This is a genomic window from Pseudoalteromonas luteoviolacea DSM 6061 (assembly GCF_001625655.1).
Taxonomy (GTDB): domain Bacteria; phylum Pseudomonadota; class Gammaproteobacteria; order Enterobacterales; family Alteromonadaceae; genus Pseudoalteromonas; species Pseudoalteromonas luteoviolacea.
The window spans coordinates 224,910-244,633 of record NZ_AUYB01000103.1 but is presented as its reverse complement, the minus strand read 5'-3'; the positions used below and the strand labels follow the sequence as shown (position 1 = coordinate 244,633).

Here is a 19,724-nt window from a genome sequence, read left to right as displayed (position 1 = left end):
GTTAATGTATATTAAAAGCCCCTCTCCAATAAAAAGAGCTACTTGAGTTTATTTCAGACAAAAAAAAGCCCGAACTGACACATATAGTTGCACTGAAAAAATCAATATCCCGTTTGCTGATTTACAAGGTTTTGCAAGCTTTGTTTAGCTAAGCATGCTCTTGCATTCGCTGCAATTTGCGCAACAACAGTATCCAAATTAGTAACAGCCGCTACGTGTGGTGTAACTGTTATTTTTGGATGCGTCCAAAAAGGGTGATGCTCAGGTAGTGGCTCTGTTTGAAAAACATCTAAAACAGCAGCGCCTATTTCATTGTTATCTAATGCTGCAATCAAATCTGATTCAACAAGATGTTGCCCACGAGCGACATTAATCAAAACACAGTCCGAGGACACACTGGAAAAGAGCTTCGTATTGAGTATCCCCGTTGTAGCTTGAGTTAATGGCAACAGGCACACTAGGTAATCAAGGCCTGACAGGAATTGTTCAAACTGTGCTTCCCCTGCATAACAGTCAATATTAGCCAGTCTTTTTAACGTGCGTGACCAACCCCTTACTGAAAAACCATGGCTGGACAGCAGCTGAGCCGTTTTACACCCAAGCTCTCCTAGTCCGAGTATGCCAACCACATTACTAGACTTGGCACGGCGAGGCTTCCAGTTACGATTCGCTTGGTTGGCGCTATATTCCCCATGCCGTAGTTTATGAGCAAGCACATGTGACAGGACATATTCTGCCATATCCACACTCAATTGCTTATCGACAATCCGAGTTACTTGAACATCGTTCGGCAGTTTATCAAGTGGAATACCATCGACTCCAGCGCCGTAAGATTGAACCACCTTTAAATTAGGTAATTGCCGCCAAAGTTCATCTGGTGCATTCCAAGCTAATACAAACTCAACATCAGCCTTATTTTCGCAGTTAGGCCAAAGCTCAATTTTTACTTCGGGCAAAGCTTCGTTCAACTTCATCATTAGCTTGTCGTTGTTTCTACCTGTAATACAAACCAACACCGACATGGGATAACTCTCCTCTTCTTTTATCGTCATGAAGATTATAACGTTGGCTTTGTTTTTGAAGATAGTGCTATTTGGCGAACGACATCACCATAAAACTGACATGAGTATGCAACATCAATGTCATAGTTGATTCTTAATCTCTATAAAAACAGCCGTAGAGAAAAATTATGATCAGTGTAGATAAAGTGATCGAAGCCAACTTGCCTCAATTAGAAAACTCTCCCAAAGTTAAAGGGCTTGTTAAAAAGGGACTAGGTTATCTTTTGCATGAACAGGAATTTGTCGCCTTCGCAGATACTTATCCACATTTGGAAGGGCTTGAGTTTGTTGAACAAGTTTTAGAAGAGTTAGATTTCGACGCTCGTTTTAAGCCAAAACAAATCGAACATATTCCCAGTGAGGGCAGTGTTGTTATCGTTGCCAATCACCCTATTGGATCATTAGATGCGCTTGCACTCATAAAAGTATTAGCAAAAGCGAGACCAGACTTAAAAGTGGTCGCAAATCGTATGCTCATGTCCATCACCCCTATGCACTCTCTATTGCTCCCAGTTGATAACCTTTCAAACGCAAGCAGAAAACAGGAATTGGCCAATATCCAAAAGCATTTAAAATCAGAAGGTGCCCTACTGATTTTCCCAGCAGGTGAAGTGTCTCGACTTAGTCCAACGGGGATCAAGGACTGTAAATGGAATAGCGGCTTTTTACGTATGGCTAAAAAGGCAAACTGTCCTATTTTACCAATCTACATAAAAGCAAAAAATAGCCCTCTCTTTTATGGAACCTCTATGATCTATAAGCCCCTCGCAAGCTTATTATTGGTTAAAGAGATGTTTAAGCAACGACAGAAATCCCTTGAATTTGAGATTGGCGCCAGTATTCCTCCCACATCATATCGATTAGACAATCTAAAAGACAAAGAAGTCGTCGCTTTGATACGTAAGCAACTCTATCGTCTAAACAGCAAAAAAGCGCTACCTCTTAAAACCCAAACTCCAATCGCAATACCCGAATGTAAGAAAGAGTTGAAAAAAGCAATTGAGCAATGCGAAAGGCTGGGTGAAACATCCGACGGTATGCAAATCTACCTGTATCAATATCAAGGGAGCTCTGCCATTTTTAGAGAGCTTGGCAGATTACGGGAAATTGCTTTTCGCGCTGTTGGTGAAGGCAGCGGGAAACGTCGCGACACTGACAAATATGATATGTACTACCAACAACTGGTTCTTTGGGATGCAAAACAACTGGAGCTAGTAGGTGCTTACCGTTTAGCGAGTGCACGACAAGTTGTGAATGAGCATGGTGTAAAAGGGCTCTACACCAGTAGTCTTTTTGCGTATAAAGATGAAATGCAGCCATATTTTGAACGTGGACTAGAGCTTGGAAGAAGCTTTGTACAACCCAAATACTGGGGTAGAAAAAGCTTAGATTACCTCTGGTACGGTATTGGTGCATTTATAAAAAGATACCCTGAACACCGCTATTTATTTGGCCCAGTCAGTTTGTCCAATGCATTGCCGGACAAAGCCAAGGCCATGCTGGTATATCATTACCAGCACTATTTTTCTGAATTACCTGAATTAGCGATACCAAATAATGAGTTTAAGCTGACTCAGTCTCAATTAAACTCTTGCAAAAATCTATTTGCTGGCGATGACGTAAAAGAGGATTTTGCGGAGCTCAAGCATATATTGGCAAATATGAGCGCACAGGTGCCGACTCTTTTTAAGCAGTACACTGAACTGTGTGAACCAAATGGCGCTAATTTTTTGAGTTTTAGCATAGACCCAGACTTTAACAATTGTATTGATGGCTTAGTGTTGGTTGACTTAACGAAACTAAAAGCGAATAAAGCAAAACGCTATCTGGGAGAAAATATTTATCAAGATTGATAAATATTATTTAGTAACATTATGATTCAAGTAAGGTTGCTAGTCGGCTGCTAGCAACATTATCTTACCAAATAATATTGCTTGAATTGGTATAAACAGCTTGCATGCCTTTTGCAATTTTTTATACTGGCGCACGGTCTTCATAACTACAAGGCATATAAAGCGCCGCCAATGATCAAATACATAATCAACGTCATCATCTTTATCGTTGTACTTTCTGCTGCTTTTACCTATCAAGAGCTCGGTATGCTCGAAGATGACGGCAGACAGTCCGCTCCCTACTTTTCATTGCCCATGATGAAAGATGAATCGCAGCGTTATAATATTAGTGAACTACAAGGTGAGCGTTCAGTCGTCTATTTCTTTGCACCTTGGTGCAACATATGTCGTTATAGTATGCCTAACATTGATAAGCTGCACCGCCAAGGTAAAGTCAATGCAGTTGCCATTGCACTCGATTTTCAGAGCGTCGAAGAAATAGAGGCGTTTAGCAAAGATTTAAACCTCAGTATGCCCATTTTATTAGGCAACAGCAAAACCGCACAAGATTATAAGGTTAAGGCTTACCCTACATACTATGTTATGGACCCAGAACTAAAAATTATTGAACGTTCAATCGGCTACTCTAGTGAGTTAGGCATTCGCTTACGCTTGTAAAAAAGTGTATAACCATCACACACTTTATTACCTAAAGCCCAAATAAATAAACGCTTTTATTGCATACACTGTCCCGCGAATCTAACTAATATTACGCCAAAGGGACTCGACAATGTTTGCACCCACCGCTTTAAAACGATTTGCTTTATCTCCGTTAATGTTGTGCATGGCAGTGACTGCCAATGCACAATCACAACAAAAAGACATGGAGCACATTGAAGTTATCTACAAGCGCAGTTCTATTACCTCTGAAATTACTGAAGACACCGAAAAATTAATTGAAATGCCAGGTGCGATGGGTGACCCATTACGTGCCGTCTTTGCATTACCCGGTGTTGTTGCCGCAGGTGGGTCAATGAGCGAACCCGCAGTGCGAGGCTCGTCCCCAAGTGACAATATGTTTGAAGTAGATTTTATGCCGGCGGGATATATTTTCCACGATTTTGGCAGTTCTATATTCAACCGTCATATCATTCAAGATTTTCAACTTTATTCTGCGGGATACGGCGCAGGCTATAGCAATGCAACCGGAGCAGTATTTGATGTTACATTGCGCAACCCCAAATATCAGCCAATCACGACAACTCTAGACTTTACCATGTTCAATGCTGGCTTTTTTGTAGAAGGTCAAGCAACAGAGAATACCGCTTTTTATGTTTCAGGACGAAAAAGTACACTACCGCTATTTTTCGATGAAGGAGAAGAGCTAGAGGATGATGATGGTGAGCCTAGCGGCGTTTTCATTAACGAAGCACCAGATGACCATGATTATCAAGGCAAGTTTCTTTGGGATATTAACGATAATAACACGTTAACTTTCAACTTCACTGGTGCAGAAGACTCTGCCGCGGCCGGGTTCAATGAGCGCTCTGAATTGGCACAGAAGACACCTGAGTTTCAAGGTGATGCACGCTTTATCAGAGAGTTCAATAGCCAAAATATTCTTTGGGATCATTATAATAAAAAGTTCCATCTCAGAGTTGGGGTCGGTGCATTAGATCATTCTGGTCGACTTGAATACGGTAAACTTGCCACCAATACAACAGGCTTTTTCGAACAAGAAAGCGAAAAGCAATTTACCTACAAGGCAAGATTAAATTATACACTCAATAATGAAAATAGATTTATCTTTGATGCCGCCTATTTTGATAACGAAACATCGTATGAATATGACACATTTCAGTACCTTTGCACTGAATTAGACCCTGATTGCGACCTTAAAAAAGGCGAACGTATTTCAGGCAAGCGAAACATTGATATCGACTCAGGATTCGTTGGTATTACCCATGTGTGGCAACCCAATGAGGATTGGCAAACCGAAATCGGAGTGCAAAGTCAGCACAACCGCTATACCGATGAAACATTTACCTCGCCACGTGCTGCTGTGAATTACTTTGTCACGCCTGACAGTGTTATCTCGGCTAAGGTTGGTCGTTACAATCGTATGCAAGATGTCGAGCACATATTACCTGAGATTGGTAACCCTAAGCTTAAGTCACAAGTTGCGACACACAGTACTTTAGGCTTTAGGCAAAACTTGGAGAATGAGTGGTCATGGTCCATTGAAGGTTACTATAAAACCATGGAAGACCTACCTTTGGCCATAGACGATGGCGCTGATGCGCACTTGCTATACAGTAACCAAGTTGAAGGTCGCGCCTATGGTGTAGATATCTTGATTAACAAAAACAAAACGGATAACTGGTATGGTTGGGTTGCATTGAGTTACGCAAAGAGTGAACGTACAGACCAGCGCCGCAACGTCACACGTGACTACTACGCTGATACGCCGCTCGTTTTTAATGCCGTCTTCCACTACGAGATAAACGAACTATGGCAAGGAGGGTTCAACTTTACCGCACGCAGTGGCCAAGCATATACACCGATTGTGGGCGTGAGAGAAAACCCGGATCATGCTGATCGTTTTTTACCTGTCTACGGTGACCCATTTTCTGAACGTTTTAAGACCTACCACCGTTTAGATGTGCGTTTTGAACGTAAAACTCAGCTATTTGGGCTTGATGGCAAATTAATTTTTGAACTTATGAACGCATATGGTCAGGACAACGTAGCATACATAGATCTAGATTATGACAAAGTAAAATCGGTAGATGACTTATACATTAAGGAAGAAAATGATGACTTTGAAATGCGACCTTCCATCGGCTTTAGCGTAACTTTCTAAGGCAAAAAAATAGGGTGAAGTTGCAAAGGGTGCAACTTCACCCAACTAGATTTTTATCGACTCTCCTAAATAAGGCATGGCGAGCAAGGCATTGCCACTTGCGTTTTTCGCCACAGCCTTGCATCATCTGCGCGTTTACAATCTTTGGAGTAATATCATGCCAAAAGCTTGCGCATACCACATCTTAGTTAAAACCGAAAAAGAATGCTTAGCGATTAAAGCCAAACTGAATAAAGGCGGCGATTTTAATAAACTTGCCAAGCAGCACTCTACTTGCCCTTCAAAAAAACGCGGCGGCGATCTAGGAGAGTTTAATAAAGGTGATATGGTCAAAGCTTTTGATGATGTGGTATTTAAAAAGCCATTGTATGAAGTTCACGGGCCCGTAAAAACTAAATTTGGCTACCACTTAATTAAAACGGTATACCGTTCCTAAACCATAGAGAAAGTAGGACTCGCATTTTCAATCTAAAAAACAGATTGGTGTAATAGGTTTTAATCAATTTTCATCAATCACAGTTGCACTATACTTAACGTCATTGCAAACACTGAGAGAGAATTGAATTATGTTTACTGTTATTTTTGGTCGTGAAGGCTGCCCTTACTGCGTACGTGCGAAAGAACTTGCTACTCGTCTTAAAGAATCGCGCGACGATTTTAATTTTCGCTATGTTGACATTAACAAAGAGGGTGTGAGTAAAGCTGACCTAGAAAAATCGGCTGGTAAGCCTTGTAACACGGTACCGCAAATCTTTGTTGACCAAAATCATATTGGTGGGTTTGATGATTTTGAGGTGTATGCCAAAGAAAATTTAGGCTTATATCAATAGATTCAAAAAAACTTTTGTTTATTTTTTAACCTATATCAATCACCTACAAATTTAATGCCAATTTATACAAGCATTTATTTTTTCTTTACTGTACAATGCCGCCTCTTTTAAATTGTTGAGGCGCATTAATGTCAGAACCAGTAACGTTTGAATCTTTAGATCTTTCTCCTGCAATCCTTAAAGCAGTCGAAGAGCTAGGATATCAATCACCTTCTGAGATCCAGGCTCAATGTATACCGTTATTGCTAGAAAGAAAGGACGTGCTGGGACTAGCGCAAACGGGTACGGGCAAGACGGCAGCTTTCGCACTGCCGCTATTAAACAATGTTGACGCATCCGTTAAGCAACCACAAATTTTAGTACTGACTCCGACTCGCGAGCTTGCATTGCAAGTTGCAGAGGCATTCGAGCAGTATGCTAAGTACACCAGAGGCGTAGAAGTACTTGCGCTATATGGTGGACAAAGCTATGGCGTGCAGCTAAGTGCACTTCGCCGTGGCGCACAGATCATCGTGGCAACTCCGGGGCGTTTAATCGACCATATCAACCGTAAGACCATTGATCTATCAAACCTAAATGCATTGGTATTAGATGAAGCTGATGAAATGCTACGCATGGGCTTTATCGATGATGTTGAAAGCATCATGGAAAAAACACCAGAAGAAAAGCAAACATGCCTTTTCTCTGCAACTATGCCAAAGCAGATCCAATCTATTTGTTCTAAGTACTTAGATAACGCAGAGCAAGTAAAAATCACACCACGTAACTCAACTGTTGACACAATTGAGCAGGTGTACTGGCGTGCAACGACACATAAAAATAAAGCAATCGTGCGCTTCTTAGAAGCGGAAGATTACGATGCTTCTATCGTGTTTGTTCGTACTCGTAATGATACTGTTCAGCTTGCTGAGCTATTAGAACGTGAAGGTTTCTCTGCTGCGCCACTAAATGGTGACATGAACCAGCAAGCGCGTGAGCGCACAGTTGAAAGACTGAAAAGCGGTCTATTAGATATCGTTATCGCGACTGACGTTGCGGCACGTGGTCTAGATGTTGACCGTCTAAGCCTAGTTATCAACTACGATATCCCACAAGACAGTGAAGCATACGTACACCGTATTGGCCGTACAGGTCGTGCTGGTCGTAAAGGTAAAGCTATCTTGTTCGTAAAAGGTAACGAGCGTTACTTACTACGTAACATCATGCGTCATACTCGCTCAGACATCGAGCAAGTAGAGCTTCCAAGTGCAAAAATCGTTGAGCAAAAACGTATTGAAGCACTTCAGAACAAGCTTAGCATGTCACTTGATCACAAAGACATTGAGTTCTTCAGTGAAGTTGCTCAAGGCTTAGGTGAGAAGCTAGAGCTAAGCCAAGAACAGCTTGCAGCTGCATTACTTTGCCTAGCACAGCAGCAGTCTCCGCTTAAAGTTGAAGAAATTAAAGTTCAACAACGCGAGCGTCGTGACCGCGATGGCAACCGTGATCGCCGTGACGATAGACGCGGTGAGCGTGGCGACCGTGGTGACAGAAAAGGCCGTCGCAATAGCTCTGCACCTATGGATACTTATCGTATTGAAGTGGGTCGTGAGCACGGTGTTCAGGTTAAGAACATTGTGGGCGCAATTGCTAACGAAGCTGATATTTCAAGCAAGTTTATCGGTGAAATCCGTTTGTTTGATGAGCACAGCACCGTTCAGCTTCCACAGGATATGCCTGCGGAAACGCTAACACACTTCCAAGGTGTTCACATTTGTCAACGCCCAATGAAGATGACTAAGAGCACACACCCTGCAGATCAGGCGCGTGGCAACGGTAATCGTCGTGAAGGCGGTAGACGTTTTGAAGAGCGTGGTGAACGTCGTGATGGTGGTAAGCGTAGCTTCCGTGACCCTCGTAGCGACAAACGTCGTGATGGTAACAGAGATGGCAACCGTGACAACAGACGTAAAGAGCGCGGTGAGCGCAACGAAATCAACTTCTCATAAGTTGACACCGTAACCTAAAAAGCCGCTTCGAAGCGGCTTTTTTGTTTTACAAAAGTGAAAATTCACACTGTTCTGCCTAACCAATCTCTTGGATCAAATCGAAAATAGCTCACCAATAAGTTGAACAACTCTGGATTTTCTTGTTTGAGTTCGATGGGCTTTTCAATGAAAGTTTCGGTAAGCACCGCGAAATATTCCGCCTCATTGGTTGCACCATACTCATGTATCACATGAGGCATATGGTACGCCAACTGCATCTTTAACTGATTGTATGCGCGCCCTAACACATCGCCCCAGCGCTGATAGCTAATATTCTTTGGTAATTCAGGCGTACCATTGGTATTGCCAGCCTGTTGATCGAGTTGATGCGCAAATTCATGGAAGACCAAATTGTGCCCATCTCCTGGCAGTCGGTTTCCTTCCAATACATCATGCCAGCTCAGTACTAATGTGCCACCAGGCCAAGATTCTCCCTGTCTAATAGCGGTGTGATAACTTACTAGTCCCGCACGATCTTTATTGGTTTGCGGTGCATAATATTGGCTTGGATATAACAGTACCTCTTTTACGTTAGGATAAAGCGGCCAAGCTTGGTTTATTACCAATAGACAAGCGTCCGCTGCAATGATCAATGCCATTGGCCGAGTGACTTTTAAGCCATCCCTGCCCAGTATATTTTTCTCCCCTAAAAACCAAACGATATGCTTTTCTAGTTTTTCCCTGTCGAGGTCAGTCATATTTCGATAGATTGGCATGTACTTCAAAAGAACTTTTTTATCGGCACGCGACAACAACTGTTGTGCATATTTCTTTTGCCAAAAATATCGTTTAATCGTATCAAGGCGCCAATATACCACCACGAATACCACTAAAAAGATAAGTAACATTACATTTATCATATGTGCTCATTTACCGTGCTTTTTAATTTAAGTGTGTTCATATCAGCGCCTTTTCAACAAATTTTTGATAAAATTCCGAAAAAAGCACCTAGAAATACATAATATGTCGCTGCCTATTGAGTCGATTAAAGAGCAATTTTTAAACACCATTTCAGAACAAAATGTTGTCGTTACCGCCGCCACTGGATCGGGGAAATCTACACAATTGCCAATTTGGGCTGCCACTCAAGGAAAAGTACTGGTGGTTGAGCCTAGACGAATTGCCTGCACTTCACTTGCAGAGTATGTGGCTTCACTTTGCAAAACTCCACTGGGCGAACGAGTCGGCTATGCGATTCGCTTCGAGACTGTATTTCATGACAATACAGATATTATTTTTGTCACTCCGGGTGTTGCACTAAGATGGTACTTTGAAAACAAGCTCGCCGCTTTCTCACACGTTGTACTTGATGAATTTCACGAACGCCGATGGGACATGGATTTATTACTTGCTTTGTTAAAGCAATATGATCAACACCGGCTGGTACTCACATCTGCCACCCTCAATGCTGATAGACTAAGTAGCTATTTAGGCGCCCCCATTTTGCACAGCGATGGCAATATGTACTCCGTTGAAGAGCACTTTATTGCCAAAGAGCCACGGATGATGCCTAAAAAAGAGCAGCTTACAGACCGAGTTACAGTAGCTTGCAAACAAGCCCAAGAAATGACAAATGGCGATATTCTGGTTTTTTTACCAGGTAAAGGTGAGATTTTAGCTTGTCAAACTGCACTAAAATCCATGGGTACTTTAGTCGTTACACTTTACAGCGGGTGCAGCAAACAACAGCAACAATTAGCACTTGCAAAGCAGCCACAACAGCGGATTATCTTAGCCACCAATGTTGCAGAAACCTCTTTGACAATTCCCAATGTCACCTGTGTTATAGACTCTGGATTGGAAAGGCGCACACATCTGAGAAACGGCAAAACAGTGTTAGGACTTGATGCCATTGGACGAGATTCAGCCAAACAACGTTTGGGTAGAGCTGGCCGCACACAAGCAGGTGTTTGTATTAGGCTATACGGGCAATATGCGCCGCTAATTGAACGCACCCCGCCAGAAATCCAACGCGAAGCACTTACAGAGCTAGTGCTCGCCGCGGGATGCGCCTCCAGTGGGGTCGATACGCTTGAGTTTATAGATCCGCTGCCCAATGCATCTAAAGACAGAGCACTAAACATACTAACCCACATTGGCGCATTAGATAAACGCCAAGTAGCCACTTCTCTTGGCAACCTGCTCTACCCTTTGCCAATTGATGCTGAACTAGGACATATTATCGCTCAGATGCCTTCTGGCGCGCTAAAACAAGCTGCAATTGATATTATCTCAGTGATATCCGTGCCAGCACGTGTTTATCAATTACCAAATAACGTAGAGCAACTCGAACAACTCAACGTACTGTTGCCAAATGGATGTGATGTAGAGCTCGTAATCGCACTACTGAGGGGAAAACTCGACGGCTTGCTACACATAGAATCAGAGGGACTTAACGAAGCCAAACAGTTTAGTAACCAGCTGCGCGAAGCTTTTTCTCTACCAAGTCTCGAACATGCAGCTAGCTATGATAGAAAAGCTCTTATAAACGCAATGGCAACCGCTAAGCCTGAGTGGGTGTTTGTGAAAAGGCAAAATCGCCGCAGTGGATTTGGCAATGGCGAAATAGAAGTTTCCACATCAAATACTTCAAGAATCTCACAAACAACAGAAGCAATGCTGGTACTGGACACTTTTGCACTTGCAGGTAAAGGCACTAAACAAGCCATGACCATGGCAACAATCGCAGCGCCAATATCTTTGAATTCGATAGCCAAATTAGGACTCGCTACACCCACATTAACAGGTGCTTATATCGATGAACAAGGCATACAAATTGAGGCCGCTCTCCAATATGCGGGTGTAACTATTTCTAAACAAACTATGATTGCGGAAGGTAACGACCTGATCGATGCGTGTGTCATGCTCATTGAATCCGGCGACTTATTTCCCGGTTTATATGACACTCTGAGTCAAAGCTTTGGAGAACACAAATTATACTACCAGTATAAAAAAGTTGAAATTAACCTGCCAGTAATTAATCAGTATATTCATACTAGGCTTCAACAACTCGGTATTCATGAATTCGAGGATTTAGATCTAATCGAGGAAAGTGATTTATATTTTCAAGAAGTCGAAAGCTGGATATTAGCACCTTTTATTGAGAAGCACCCTATTAAAGTTATTCTCCCGGAACTAGAATTATCTGCGAGTTATAATTTTTTATCTAAACGAATTTTAATTGAGTATATATCTGGTGCAAGAAAAGACGCCCCAAAACGCTGGGAATTACCAAGTTGGCAGGGATATAAAATCAAATATAAAAAAGCGAGTAAAGTCGTTGATGTGAAATAAAAATGGCGCTCAAGGCGCCACTTTTATCTATTAACAGCTAGCTGGGTCTTCGTGATCACCCCAACATGGCGCATCTTTCGCTTTCACTGGAATATAAGTAGAAGAGATATCAGTGTAACCATCGTTGTCAGTTACCCTAATTTTGACTCTAGTAGAAAAACTTGGGAAAGTATCTCTCCAGCTCAAATACTTGTAGCTACCAGATAGTGTGCCCTGATATACGTTATCTACCCAGTATTCTACCTTCGAAATTTGACCATCTCTATCCGTTGATAGGTTGCGGATAACCACTCGGGCCCTCGTACTATCACTATTAAACTGAGCATCCAATTTAACTCTTGCTTGTGGAGTATAATCACACTTTCTTACGTTAGCAGTTTCATTGTGTGAGAAAGGCACAGACGCACTACAGGATACAGTTCTACCATTAACTACCTGGCTGACAAAAGCAGTGCTTGAAGCACTATTATGTACATAGCGTGAAATATACTGGCCACCTGCATAACAACTTGCATTACCACTATATACTGCTGAAGTTACTGCTTGTGTACGGCAATTTACTTGCTGGTCACCAGCAACAGCGTATTTACTAATTCCAAAAAATGCTGAAACGACAGCACCAAAAATCACTTTTTTCATATTTATTCTCCTTGAATTCAGGAAAAATATAACAACAAAAAATTAGACAGTAAAGAAATCAAAGTCAAAATAAATATTTTAATAAAAAAATTTCAAATATAAAACACAAAATAAAAACCAATATATTAGATCAAATAAAACACCTAAAAAATTAAAACAAACAATAAAACCAATATAAAATACCAATTTCGATTTTAAAAAAACAAACCTCCAAGACTTCGAATTAACTTAAAAAACTGTTTTTAAAGCCACCTATGTTGTTTTTAAGGCATAAAAAAACCGGTCATAGACCGGTTTTAAATTTTCTAAAGACTTATTTGCTATTAGAACTTAGTTTCAAAGTTCAGGAAGTATGCACGGCCTTGTACGTCATACGCACGAGTATTCGTGTTAATACCAGTTGAACCATACTGCGAACCTTGAGCTAAGATTGCTGGCTGCTTGTCAAACGCATTGTTGATACCAAAGATTAACTTCGTATCGTTGGTTAAGTTGTAACCTGCTGAAATATCGTGATAAGTTACAGAACCAATCTCGTTACCCCATGGAATTGCGCTTTCTGTGTTTAAGTTATCAACCACTGAATCCCAGTGACGAAGCTTCCAACGTACATTTAAATCATCAAGTGCATACGTTAGGTTGATGTTTGCCTTAATTTTTGGCGTTTCAACTTCACCTAATGTAATGTTTTCTTGACCAGTAACTTGGCTAGTAGAAACAAACTCATCTGTGTAAGTTGCGATTAGCTGAGCACCAAATGTACCGTAGTCAGTGTCTACACGGTAATCGATATCGATATCATAACCTGAAGTGTTGATACGGTCTTCGTTAGAAGAACCAGTGTTAACGTCTGTTAAAACACCTCTTACACTACGGATATATGCACCATTACAACCAGCTGTCATATTTGGATCATCGTAACAACGCTCGATAACTGTACGACGTGAGATTGTAGTAATTGCATCTTCGATTTCAACATCAAAGTAGTCTAATGTGATTGAAAGTTCATCAGAAACCTGCCATACAGCACCTAAGCTGAATGTCTCTGCAGTTTCTTCTTTAACATTTGGGTTACCACCTTGGAAACCACCAGTACTTTGTCTCTCAACCTGAGTAAGAGTGAACTCACCAGTTTGCTCTAGTCTTGCTACAACAGCGGCATCTTTTAAACAGTTTGCACGAACAGTAGCCGACTTGCTATCACTCTGGTCTAGTTTTAAGCCGTCACAAGGATCACCTGTTTGACGGAAAGTTTCACCACGGCCACCATATAAGTTCGCGATGTTCGGAGTACGTACTGCTGTTGCATATGAAGCACGAAGCATTAGCGTTTCAGTAGGACGGAACTCTGCACCAAGGTTATATGTGAATGAAGAACCAGTCACTGAGTGGTCACTTTGACGCGCAGCTAAGTCAATACGTAAACTATCTAAAACAGGGAAACTCGCTTCAGCAAATACGTCTGTTGTTGAGAAGCTGCCTTCTGTTGCTTCAGCTTTGTTTGTAGAAGATGCACCAGTTTGAGCCAAGTCACCTGGTTGAGCAACACCACTTTCGTAACGGTATTCTGCACCACCTGCAAACCCAACGTTACCACCAGATAGCTCTAGAGGTAATTCACCAGAAAGTACAGAAGAGAATACAGATTGTTCTACTTTACCATACACTTTTGCAGGAGAACGCACATAGTCAACCGCAGCCTGAGAGATTCCATTGTTGCTAAGGCCATCACTGAATAGGTTCAGTGGAACACAACCTTGCATACGCGCCAATTCACTCTTACAACGAAGTTCACCTTCAAACTCTTCAACATCTAGAGCAAATGCAGCACGCTCTACATTAACTTGACCACCGTTTTGTTGAGTTTGCGTTGTTTGACCGTATGTAGCATACGTGCTAAGCATCCAGTTACCATCGATATCCCAGTCAAAACCTACAGCAGCACGAACAGTATCACGCTCTAAGCTTGTGTCACGTGGACCGAATTCGATCATACGACGTACAAAGTCAGTAGTTTGGTTTAAATCTGTAACACCTAAGCTTTTCAGGTTCGTGCGCAGTAATTCAGGAATTAGTGGAGAATCGATGCTCATACCACCTGGGCCACCTTTATCGTTGAACCAGATTGCATCGTTTACTTTTAATGCTGTAGGTTCAATCGTAGAACCGTTAGTAGCAGCATTATTCCACTGGAATTCTGTAAACATAGTTACGTCGTCTGACACTTCTAGGTTTAAGCTACCAGAAACATATTTACGCTCAATTGGAGTGATAAGCTGACGGAACTGAGCACGGTTAAAGCGGTTGTTTGTACGATCGTTAAGTGCACCTTCGAAAGCAGTACCGTCACCATTAAATGAATGCGCTTTACCATCTGCATCATTGAATGTGATACGACCTTGTGGAGGGTAACTTGAACCCAAGTAGATGATACCGTCATTAGTTGCAAATGCATCGAAGCTTGAGAAGTCACGATCTAACGATTTAATACCTTTATCAGTATCATAACCCATTGAAATCCATGCGTTACCTGTATCCCAAGTATTACCAGCAGTGATGTTCACGCTGTGCTTTTCACGGTCACCTTCTGAGCTAATACCTGTTTGGCCTGATAATTCAACGCCTTCAATATCGTCACGTAGAATGATGTTTACAACACCTGCTACAGCATCAGAACCATATACAGCTGATGATGCACTCTTAAGAATATCGATTCGTTCGATCAATTTTGCAGGGATCGCGTTTAAGTCAACACCATAACCGGCAGAAGGAATAGTACCAGATACGAAACGACGACCGTTTACAAGTACTAGGGTACGTGCTTCACCCAAGCCGCGAAGCTCAGTTGTATTCAAACCTACAGTAGTAGTTGTGAATGCAGAAGTAGATTGGTCAGAACCTGTTAGCGCTACAGGAGACTTTGAAAGAATGTCTTGAATGTTCAAAGTACCAGTTTCGCCAATCTCTGCTTTACCAATTGTTGTAATTGGTACTGCAGTTTCAAGGTCTGTTCTTTTGATACGTGAACCAGTTACTTCGATGCGCTCTACTTTATCTGCGCCTTCTTCGCCTGCCGCCATAACTTGGCCAGCGAATGTTGCTGACGATGCAGCACCAAACGCGATCGCAAGGCGAACCGCTTTTGAAATTCTATTGTTTAACATTTGTTTTCTCCCTGGAGCTTTTTGCAAAGCTTTTATTTTATTTTTTACTTCAATATAAGGTTAAGCACGTTGCTTTTATGTGTACCCTATATGAAACAACGCGGGTATAGTAACCACAAAGTAAATTCCCATGCAAGCTTGTGAAATAGGTCTGAAACATACAAGAATTGCAAAATACTCAACAATAAATTGAGCAATATTAATACAAAACAAACAACAACTTATATTGAAAAAAAAGACTCAAGATCGAGAAAAGTAGTACAGCTCAAAGTACCGTGAGCGTATATACAGTGAAGCATTACGGGCAGCTTTCAGCACAAACTAACACCCCAAAAAAGAAACAAAACCACTGATAACACATGGATTAAACGTAAAACTGGAAATTCATTAATAGGGTAAATCATGAGATTTATTAAAGATAGCGATGGGGGTTTCGAAGGAAACAATCGAGGATAGCCCAATAGTAAGTCCGTATTAGAAATAGCTAACCGACTTCAGCAATACGAACACACACTAAGAAAACATAATATACAAAATAGAAACAAACAAATTGTGGTAATTGGGACAAAATAAAGAAAAAAAAACCCCGCAGTCGCGGGGTTTTTAAGCAGTCTTTAATTAAAAAAGTATGCTTTGTTACAGTAACTAACTTTATCGTACAAGTCTTAGGGGCTGTACTTACATACTCATAATGAATTTCGAATTTTTATTACCAACAATTCAAAATTTGACTCATAAAACCAAGCTTTGAATACTTTTTCAAAGCTTGGTCTTCAAGCTAGATTAGAATGTGTAATCAGCTTGTAAGTAGAATGAGCGACCGTATGCATCTGCGTAACGTGGGTCATAACCAACTTGGTGACCTGCTGCAGCATTAAGAGTGAACGGAGGTTCTTTATCAAATAAGTTCTTGATACCGAAACCGATGTTCGCGTTATCACCCCAAGCGTATGCTAGACGGTAATCGAAAGTCATGTAAACAGGAACATGCTTCTGGATTACGCTGCCATCAACAGCTTTATCCCAGTCATCAGCTTGTGCAACATAGAAGCTTGCGCTTGCTGGTGCATCAGTGTAGCCACTGCGTGCTTTAATGTTCAAGCTGTGAGTGAAGTCACCATGCGTGAACGTGTTGTTGAAGTTTACGATGTTGCGGAAAGTAACAGCTTCATTTGTACCAACTTGACCTAGGCTTGTATCCCAGATGTTGTCGCTACCTACACGTAGGCTTTCGCTTTCAATCATATAAGTACCAGTTAACTGAGACTTAAGCGTACCGAAAGAGAATTCAGTTGTGAAATCGAAGTGCCAGTCAATACCTGAGTTTCTTGACTCACCAACGTTATCAGCTGCTTGAATAATTGCTACAACTGTTTTCTCAGAACCTTTGTCAAACTTAGTTGTGAACCACTCTGCATAAGTTACTGGGTCGCCGAAGATCTGGTTTTGAGTTAGGCGAGTAACCTGGTTTTCCATTTTCACGTTCCAGTAATCCACACCGAAACTCATGCCTTGGTCGCCAGACCATACGAAACCGTAAGTATATTGCTTAGAAGTTTCAGGCTGAAGATCCGCGTTACCTTCACGAAATACATCATACTGAAGCTTTTCTGTATGACAGAACTGCGCAATCTCTTGTCTCAAACCTTCTGGACAATCATAAGCTGATGCAGTTACACCAAACTCTAGACGAGGTGCAGCGATTTGACGCATTGTTGCAGCTTTAAAACCGGTGCCGTATGAAGCACGTAGTAGTAGTGCGTCAGTTGGGCGGTAAGAAACACTTAGCTTATAAGTTGTGTCGTCTACACTTTGGTTAACTGTTTGGTTACCAGTACGCTTCGAATCAGTGATTTCACCAATTTCGTCGTAACGTAGTGAACCTGTTACCTCTAAGTTTTCAAGAACTGGAACTACTACTTCAACGAATGCACCGTAGCTGTCACGCTCTAAGTCAAACTCAGTACCCGCTGATTCAAAAAGAACAACTTCGTCGTTTTGACCTTTACCGTTCGTTAATGAATAGCTTGATTTACGGTAATCCCAACCAGCAGCCATGTACACAGTACCTGCGTCAAGCTCTGCGATTGGACCAGACACTTTACCATCTACAGCAAATAAATCTGTATCTGTTGTTTCCCAGTTACCACTAAACATAGTTGCTCTAACAGCATCGTTCTGCTCCGGAGTTAGGCTTGCTGGGTCAGCGAAGATATCAACTTCACCAGAAGTGACAAGCGCCATGAACTCTTCTTCAAGTGGGTAACCAGTAATACGGTTTTGCTCACGCTCTGCACCAGAGCTTGTGATTGCAAAATCATAGTTCCACTCACCGAAGTCACCACGTACACCAGCTACGATATGGTTAGTAGTTGTGCTCCACTCATCAGTACGGTTACCACCTGGAAGTACACGCCAACGAGCAGTAACAGAGCCCGTTCTTTCATTTAAAACATCCTGCTTGATGCCATTTGCATCTATATATTCGGTAGGTAGGTACTTGATAACATTATCATTAACAAAACTAGATTCCTCACCTAAATTTCTATTAAGTACAAAACCACCTGTCGGATAAGGCGCAATACGCGTTGTCATTTCAAACTTTGAAGCAGACGCTGTTACATATGCTTCTGTTTCATCGTTGACTGCGAATGTACCCTGTAAGAATAAGTTGTTACGCTCGCTCTCCGGCTGTATTTCAAGTGTACTTGTATAGTCAAACTGACATGCGTTACCAGCTGGAGCACTTGTTGTGTGACAAGAGCCATTTGCTTCTTTATATGGGTTTAACGCATAAGTCTTAATAATCTGGTTACCATCTTTGTCTAAATTATAGTTGCCACTCGCATCTACTTCTTTATACGACACATATGCATTACCAGGAATCGCATTTGATGAACCCGCGATAGCAATTAGGTTTTGACCAGCGTGCTCGAACTCAACAAAACCAGTTTTTGCAAAGTCACGATCCACAGATCTTAGATTATCCTGCTCGTCACGACTAAAACTCACCATCACGTTGAAACCATCAGAGCTCAAATCACCAAATCCACCAGTGAATGAGAAGTTAGAGCTAGAAGTGTCTTTTGGCTTGTCATAACGCGCTGCGACTGTGAAGTCTGTCACGTCATCTTTAAGGATGAAGTTAACAACACCAGCGATTGCATCAGAACCATATAGTGCAGAAGCACCATCTTTTAGAATTTCAACACGCTTGATAGCAGCAAGCGGGATTGAGTTAATATCGATACTTGAACCCGAATCAGAAGAAGCCATACGGCGACCATTGATAAGTACTAGCGTGTATTCAGCGCCCAAGTCACGAAGTGAAGCAGTTTGGATACCACCACCGCCACCACCTACAGATTCACCTGCAGCAGTGAAGCCCTGCATTGATGGGATGTTTGCGATAAGGTCAGGTACAGAAGTTACGCCTGACTTTGCAATATCAGCAGCGTCAATAACGTCTACAGGTAGTGCACCTTCAAGATCTGTACGCTTGATAGCAGAACCTGTGATTTCAATACGTTCTACTTCTTGTGTATCTGCTTCTTCTGCAACAGTAACAGCTGAAGCTGACACCGCACCTAAAGCTAGTGCTAAGCGCACAGCTTTGGTTACTTGATTGTTTAACATTTGAATCTCCCTGGACCACATTTGTGTGGTTATAATTATTTAAATGGTGTAAACCAAATTTTTATTGTTGCACTTGCAGCAACATGGTGCAGGAATACTAAACAATCCAAACCCGCAGCGTCAACAATTTTATTTCACTTGTTAGTGTAAAAATAAACACAAGTTCACAACAATAGTTACAATCGGTACAAATTTAAAACATTAACCTCCTGTTTTTAATTAAGATATTTTAGATTAGTTCAATTTTCGAAAAATTCCAGATTAAATCAAGAAACATTAAAACCCCCTTTATTAGATCAAATTAATCAATAATAGAAAGAAAGCACAAGTACCCAATTAACATACAGTCAACAAATAACAATAAAATCAATGCAAATC

The 19,724-nt window shown here is 41.5% G+C and carries 12 protein-coding genes; 7 read left to right on the top strand and 5 right to left on the bottom strand.

Features of this window, described 5'->3' with window-relative positions:
• Window positions 1–101 precede the first annotated feature (101 nt).
• The gene (locus N475_RS12890; protein ID WP_063365397.1) at window positions 102–1,022 is read right to left on the bottom strand and encodes a 2-hydroxyacid dehydrogenase; all 921 of its coding nucleotides are present in this window, start codon (window positions 1,020–1,022) and stop codon (window positions 102–104) included.
• Window positions 1,023–1,189: 167 nt separating this feature from the next.
• Between N475_RS12890 and olsF the strand changes: the two genes are divergently transcribed.
• From olsF to N475_RS12860, 6 genes are all read left to right on the top strand, one after another.
• The gene (gene olsF, locus N475_RS12885; protein ID WP_063355241.1) at window positions 1,190–2,914 is read left to right on the top strand and encodes a bifunctional ornithine lipid synthase OlsF; all 1,725 of its coding nucleotides are present in this window, start codon (window positions 1,190–1,192) and stop codon (window positions 2,912–2,914) included.
• A 171-nt stretch (window positions 2,915–3,085) separates the two neighbouring features.
• Window positions 3,086–3,571: a TlpA family protein disulfide reductase gene (locus N475_RS12880; protein WP_063355242.1), complete on the top strand. Its 486-nt coding sequence runs from the start codon at window positions 3,086–3,088 to the stop codon at window positions 3,569–3,571.
• A gap of 112 nt (window positions 3,572–3,683) precedes the next feature.
• A complete protein-coding gene (locus tag N475_RS12875; RefSeq protein ID WP_063355243.1) occupies window positions 3,684–5,756 on the top strand; it encodes a TonB-dependent receptor plug domain-containing protein in 2,073 nt (690 codons plus the stop codon).
• 157 nt (window positions 5,757–5,913) lie between these two features.
• A complete protein-coding gene (locus N475_RS12870; RefSeq protein ID WP_063355244.1) occupies window positions 5,914–6,192 on the top strand; it encodes a peptidylprolyl isomerase in 279 nt (92 codons plus the stop codon).
• Window positions 6,193–6,322: 130 nt separating this feature from the next.
• Window positions 6,323–6,586, top strand: coding sequence for a GrxA family glutaredoxin (locus N475_RS12865; protein ID WP_063355245.1), 264 nt, complete (start codon window positions 6,323–6,325; stop codon window positions 6,584–6,586).
• Window positions 6,587–6,714: 128 nt separating this feature from the next.
• Window positions 6,715–8,574: a DEAD/DEAH box helicase gene (locus N475_RS12860; protein ID WP_063365396.1), complete on the top strand. Its 1,860-nt coding sequence runs from the start codon at window positions 6,715–6,717 to the stop codon at window positions 8,572–8,574.
• A gap of 62 nt (window positions 8,575–8,636) precedes the next feature.
• Here the strand turns inward: N475_RS12860 and N475_RS12855 are convergent, their stop codons facing one another.
• A complete protein-coding gene (locus tag N475_RS12855; RefSeq protein ID WP_063355247.1) occupies window positions 8,637–9,473 on the bottom strand; it encodes a M90 family metallopeptidase in 837 nt (278 codons plus the stop codon).
• A 103-nt stretch (window positions 9,474–9,576) separates the two neighbouring features.
• Here N475_RS12855 and N475_RS12850 point away from each other — a divergent pair, with 103 nt between their 5' ends.
• Entirely contained in the window at window positions 9,577–11,907 is a 2,331-nt protein-coding gene (locus N475_RS12850; RefSeq protein WP_063355248.1) for a DEAD/DEAH box helicase, read from the top strand.
• A gap of 30 nt (window positions 11,908–11,937) precedes the next feature.
• Here the strand turns inward: N475_RS12850 and N475_RS12845 are convergent, their stop codons facing one another.
• The 3 genes from N475_RS12845 to N475_RS12835 form a co-directional block, all read right to left on the bottom strand.
• A complete protein-coding gene (locus N475_RS12845) occupies window positions 11,938–12,546 on the bottom strand; it encodes a hypothetical protein (protein WP_063365395.1) in 609 nt (202 codons plus the stop codon).
• A 323-nt stretch (window positions 12,547–12,869) separates the two neighbouring features.
• Window positions 12,870–15,710 (bottom strand): TonB-dependent receptor domain-containing protein, encoded by a 2,841-nt coding sequence (locus N475_RS12840; RefSeq protein WP_063355250.1) that lies wholly within the window; start codon window positions 15,708–15,710, stop codon window positions 12,870–12,872.
• Window positions 15,711–16,493: 783 nt separating this feature from the next.
• A complete protein-coding gene (locus N475_RS12835) occupies window positions 16,494–19,346 on the bottom strand; it encodes a TonB-dependent receptor (RefSeq protein ID WP_063355251.1) in 2,853 nt (950 codons plus the stop codon).
• Window positions 19,347–19,724: the final 378 nt, after the last annotated feature.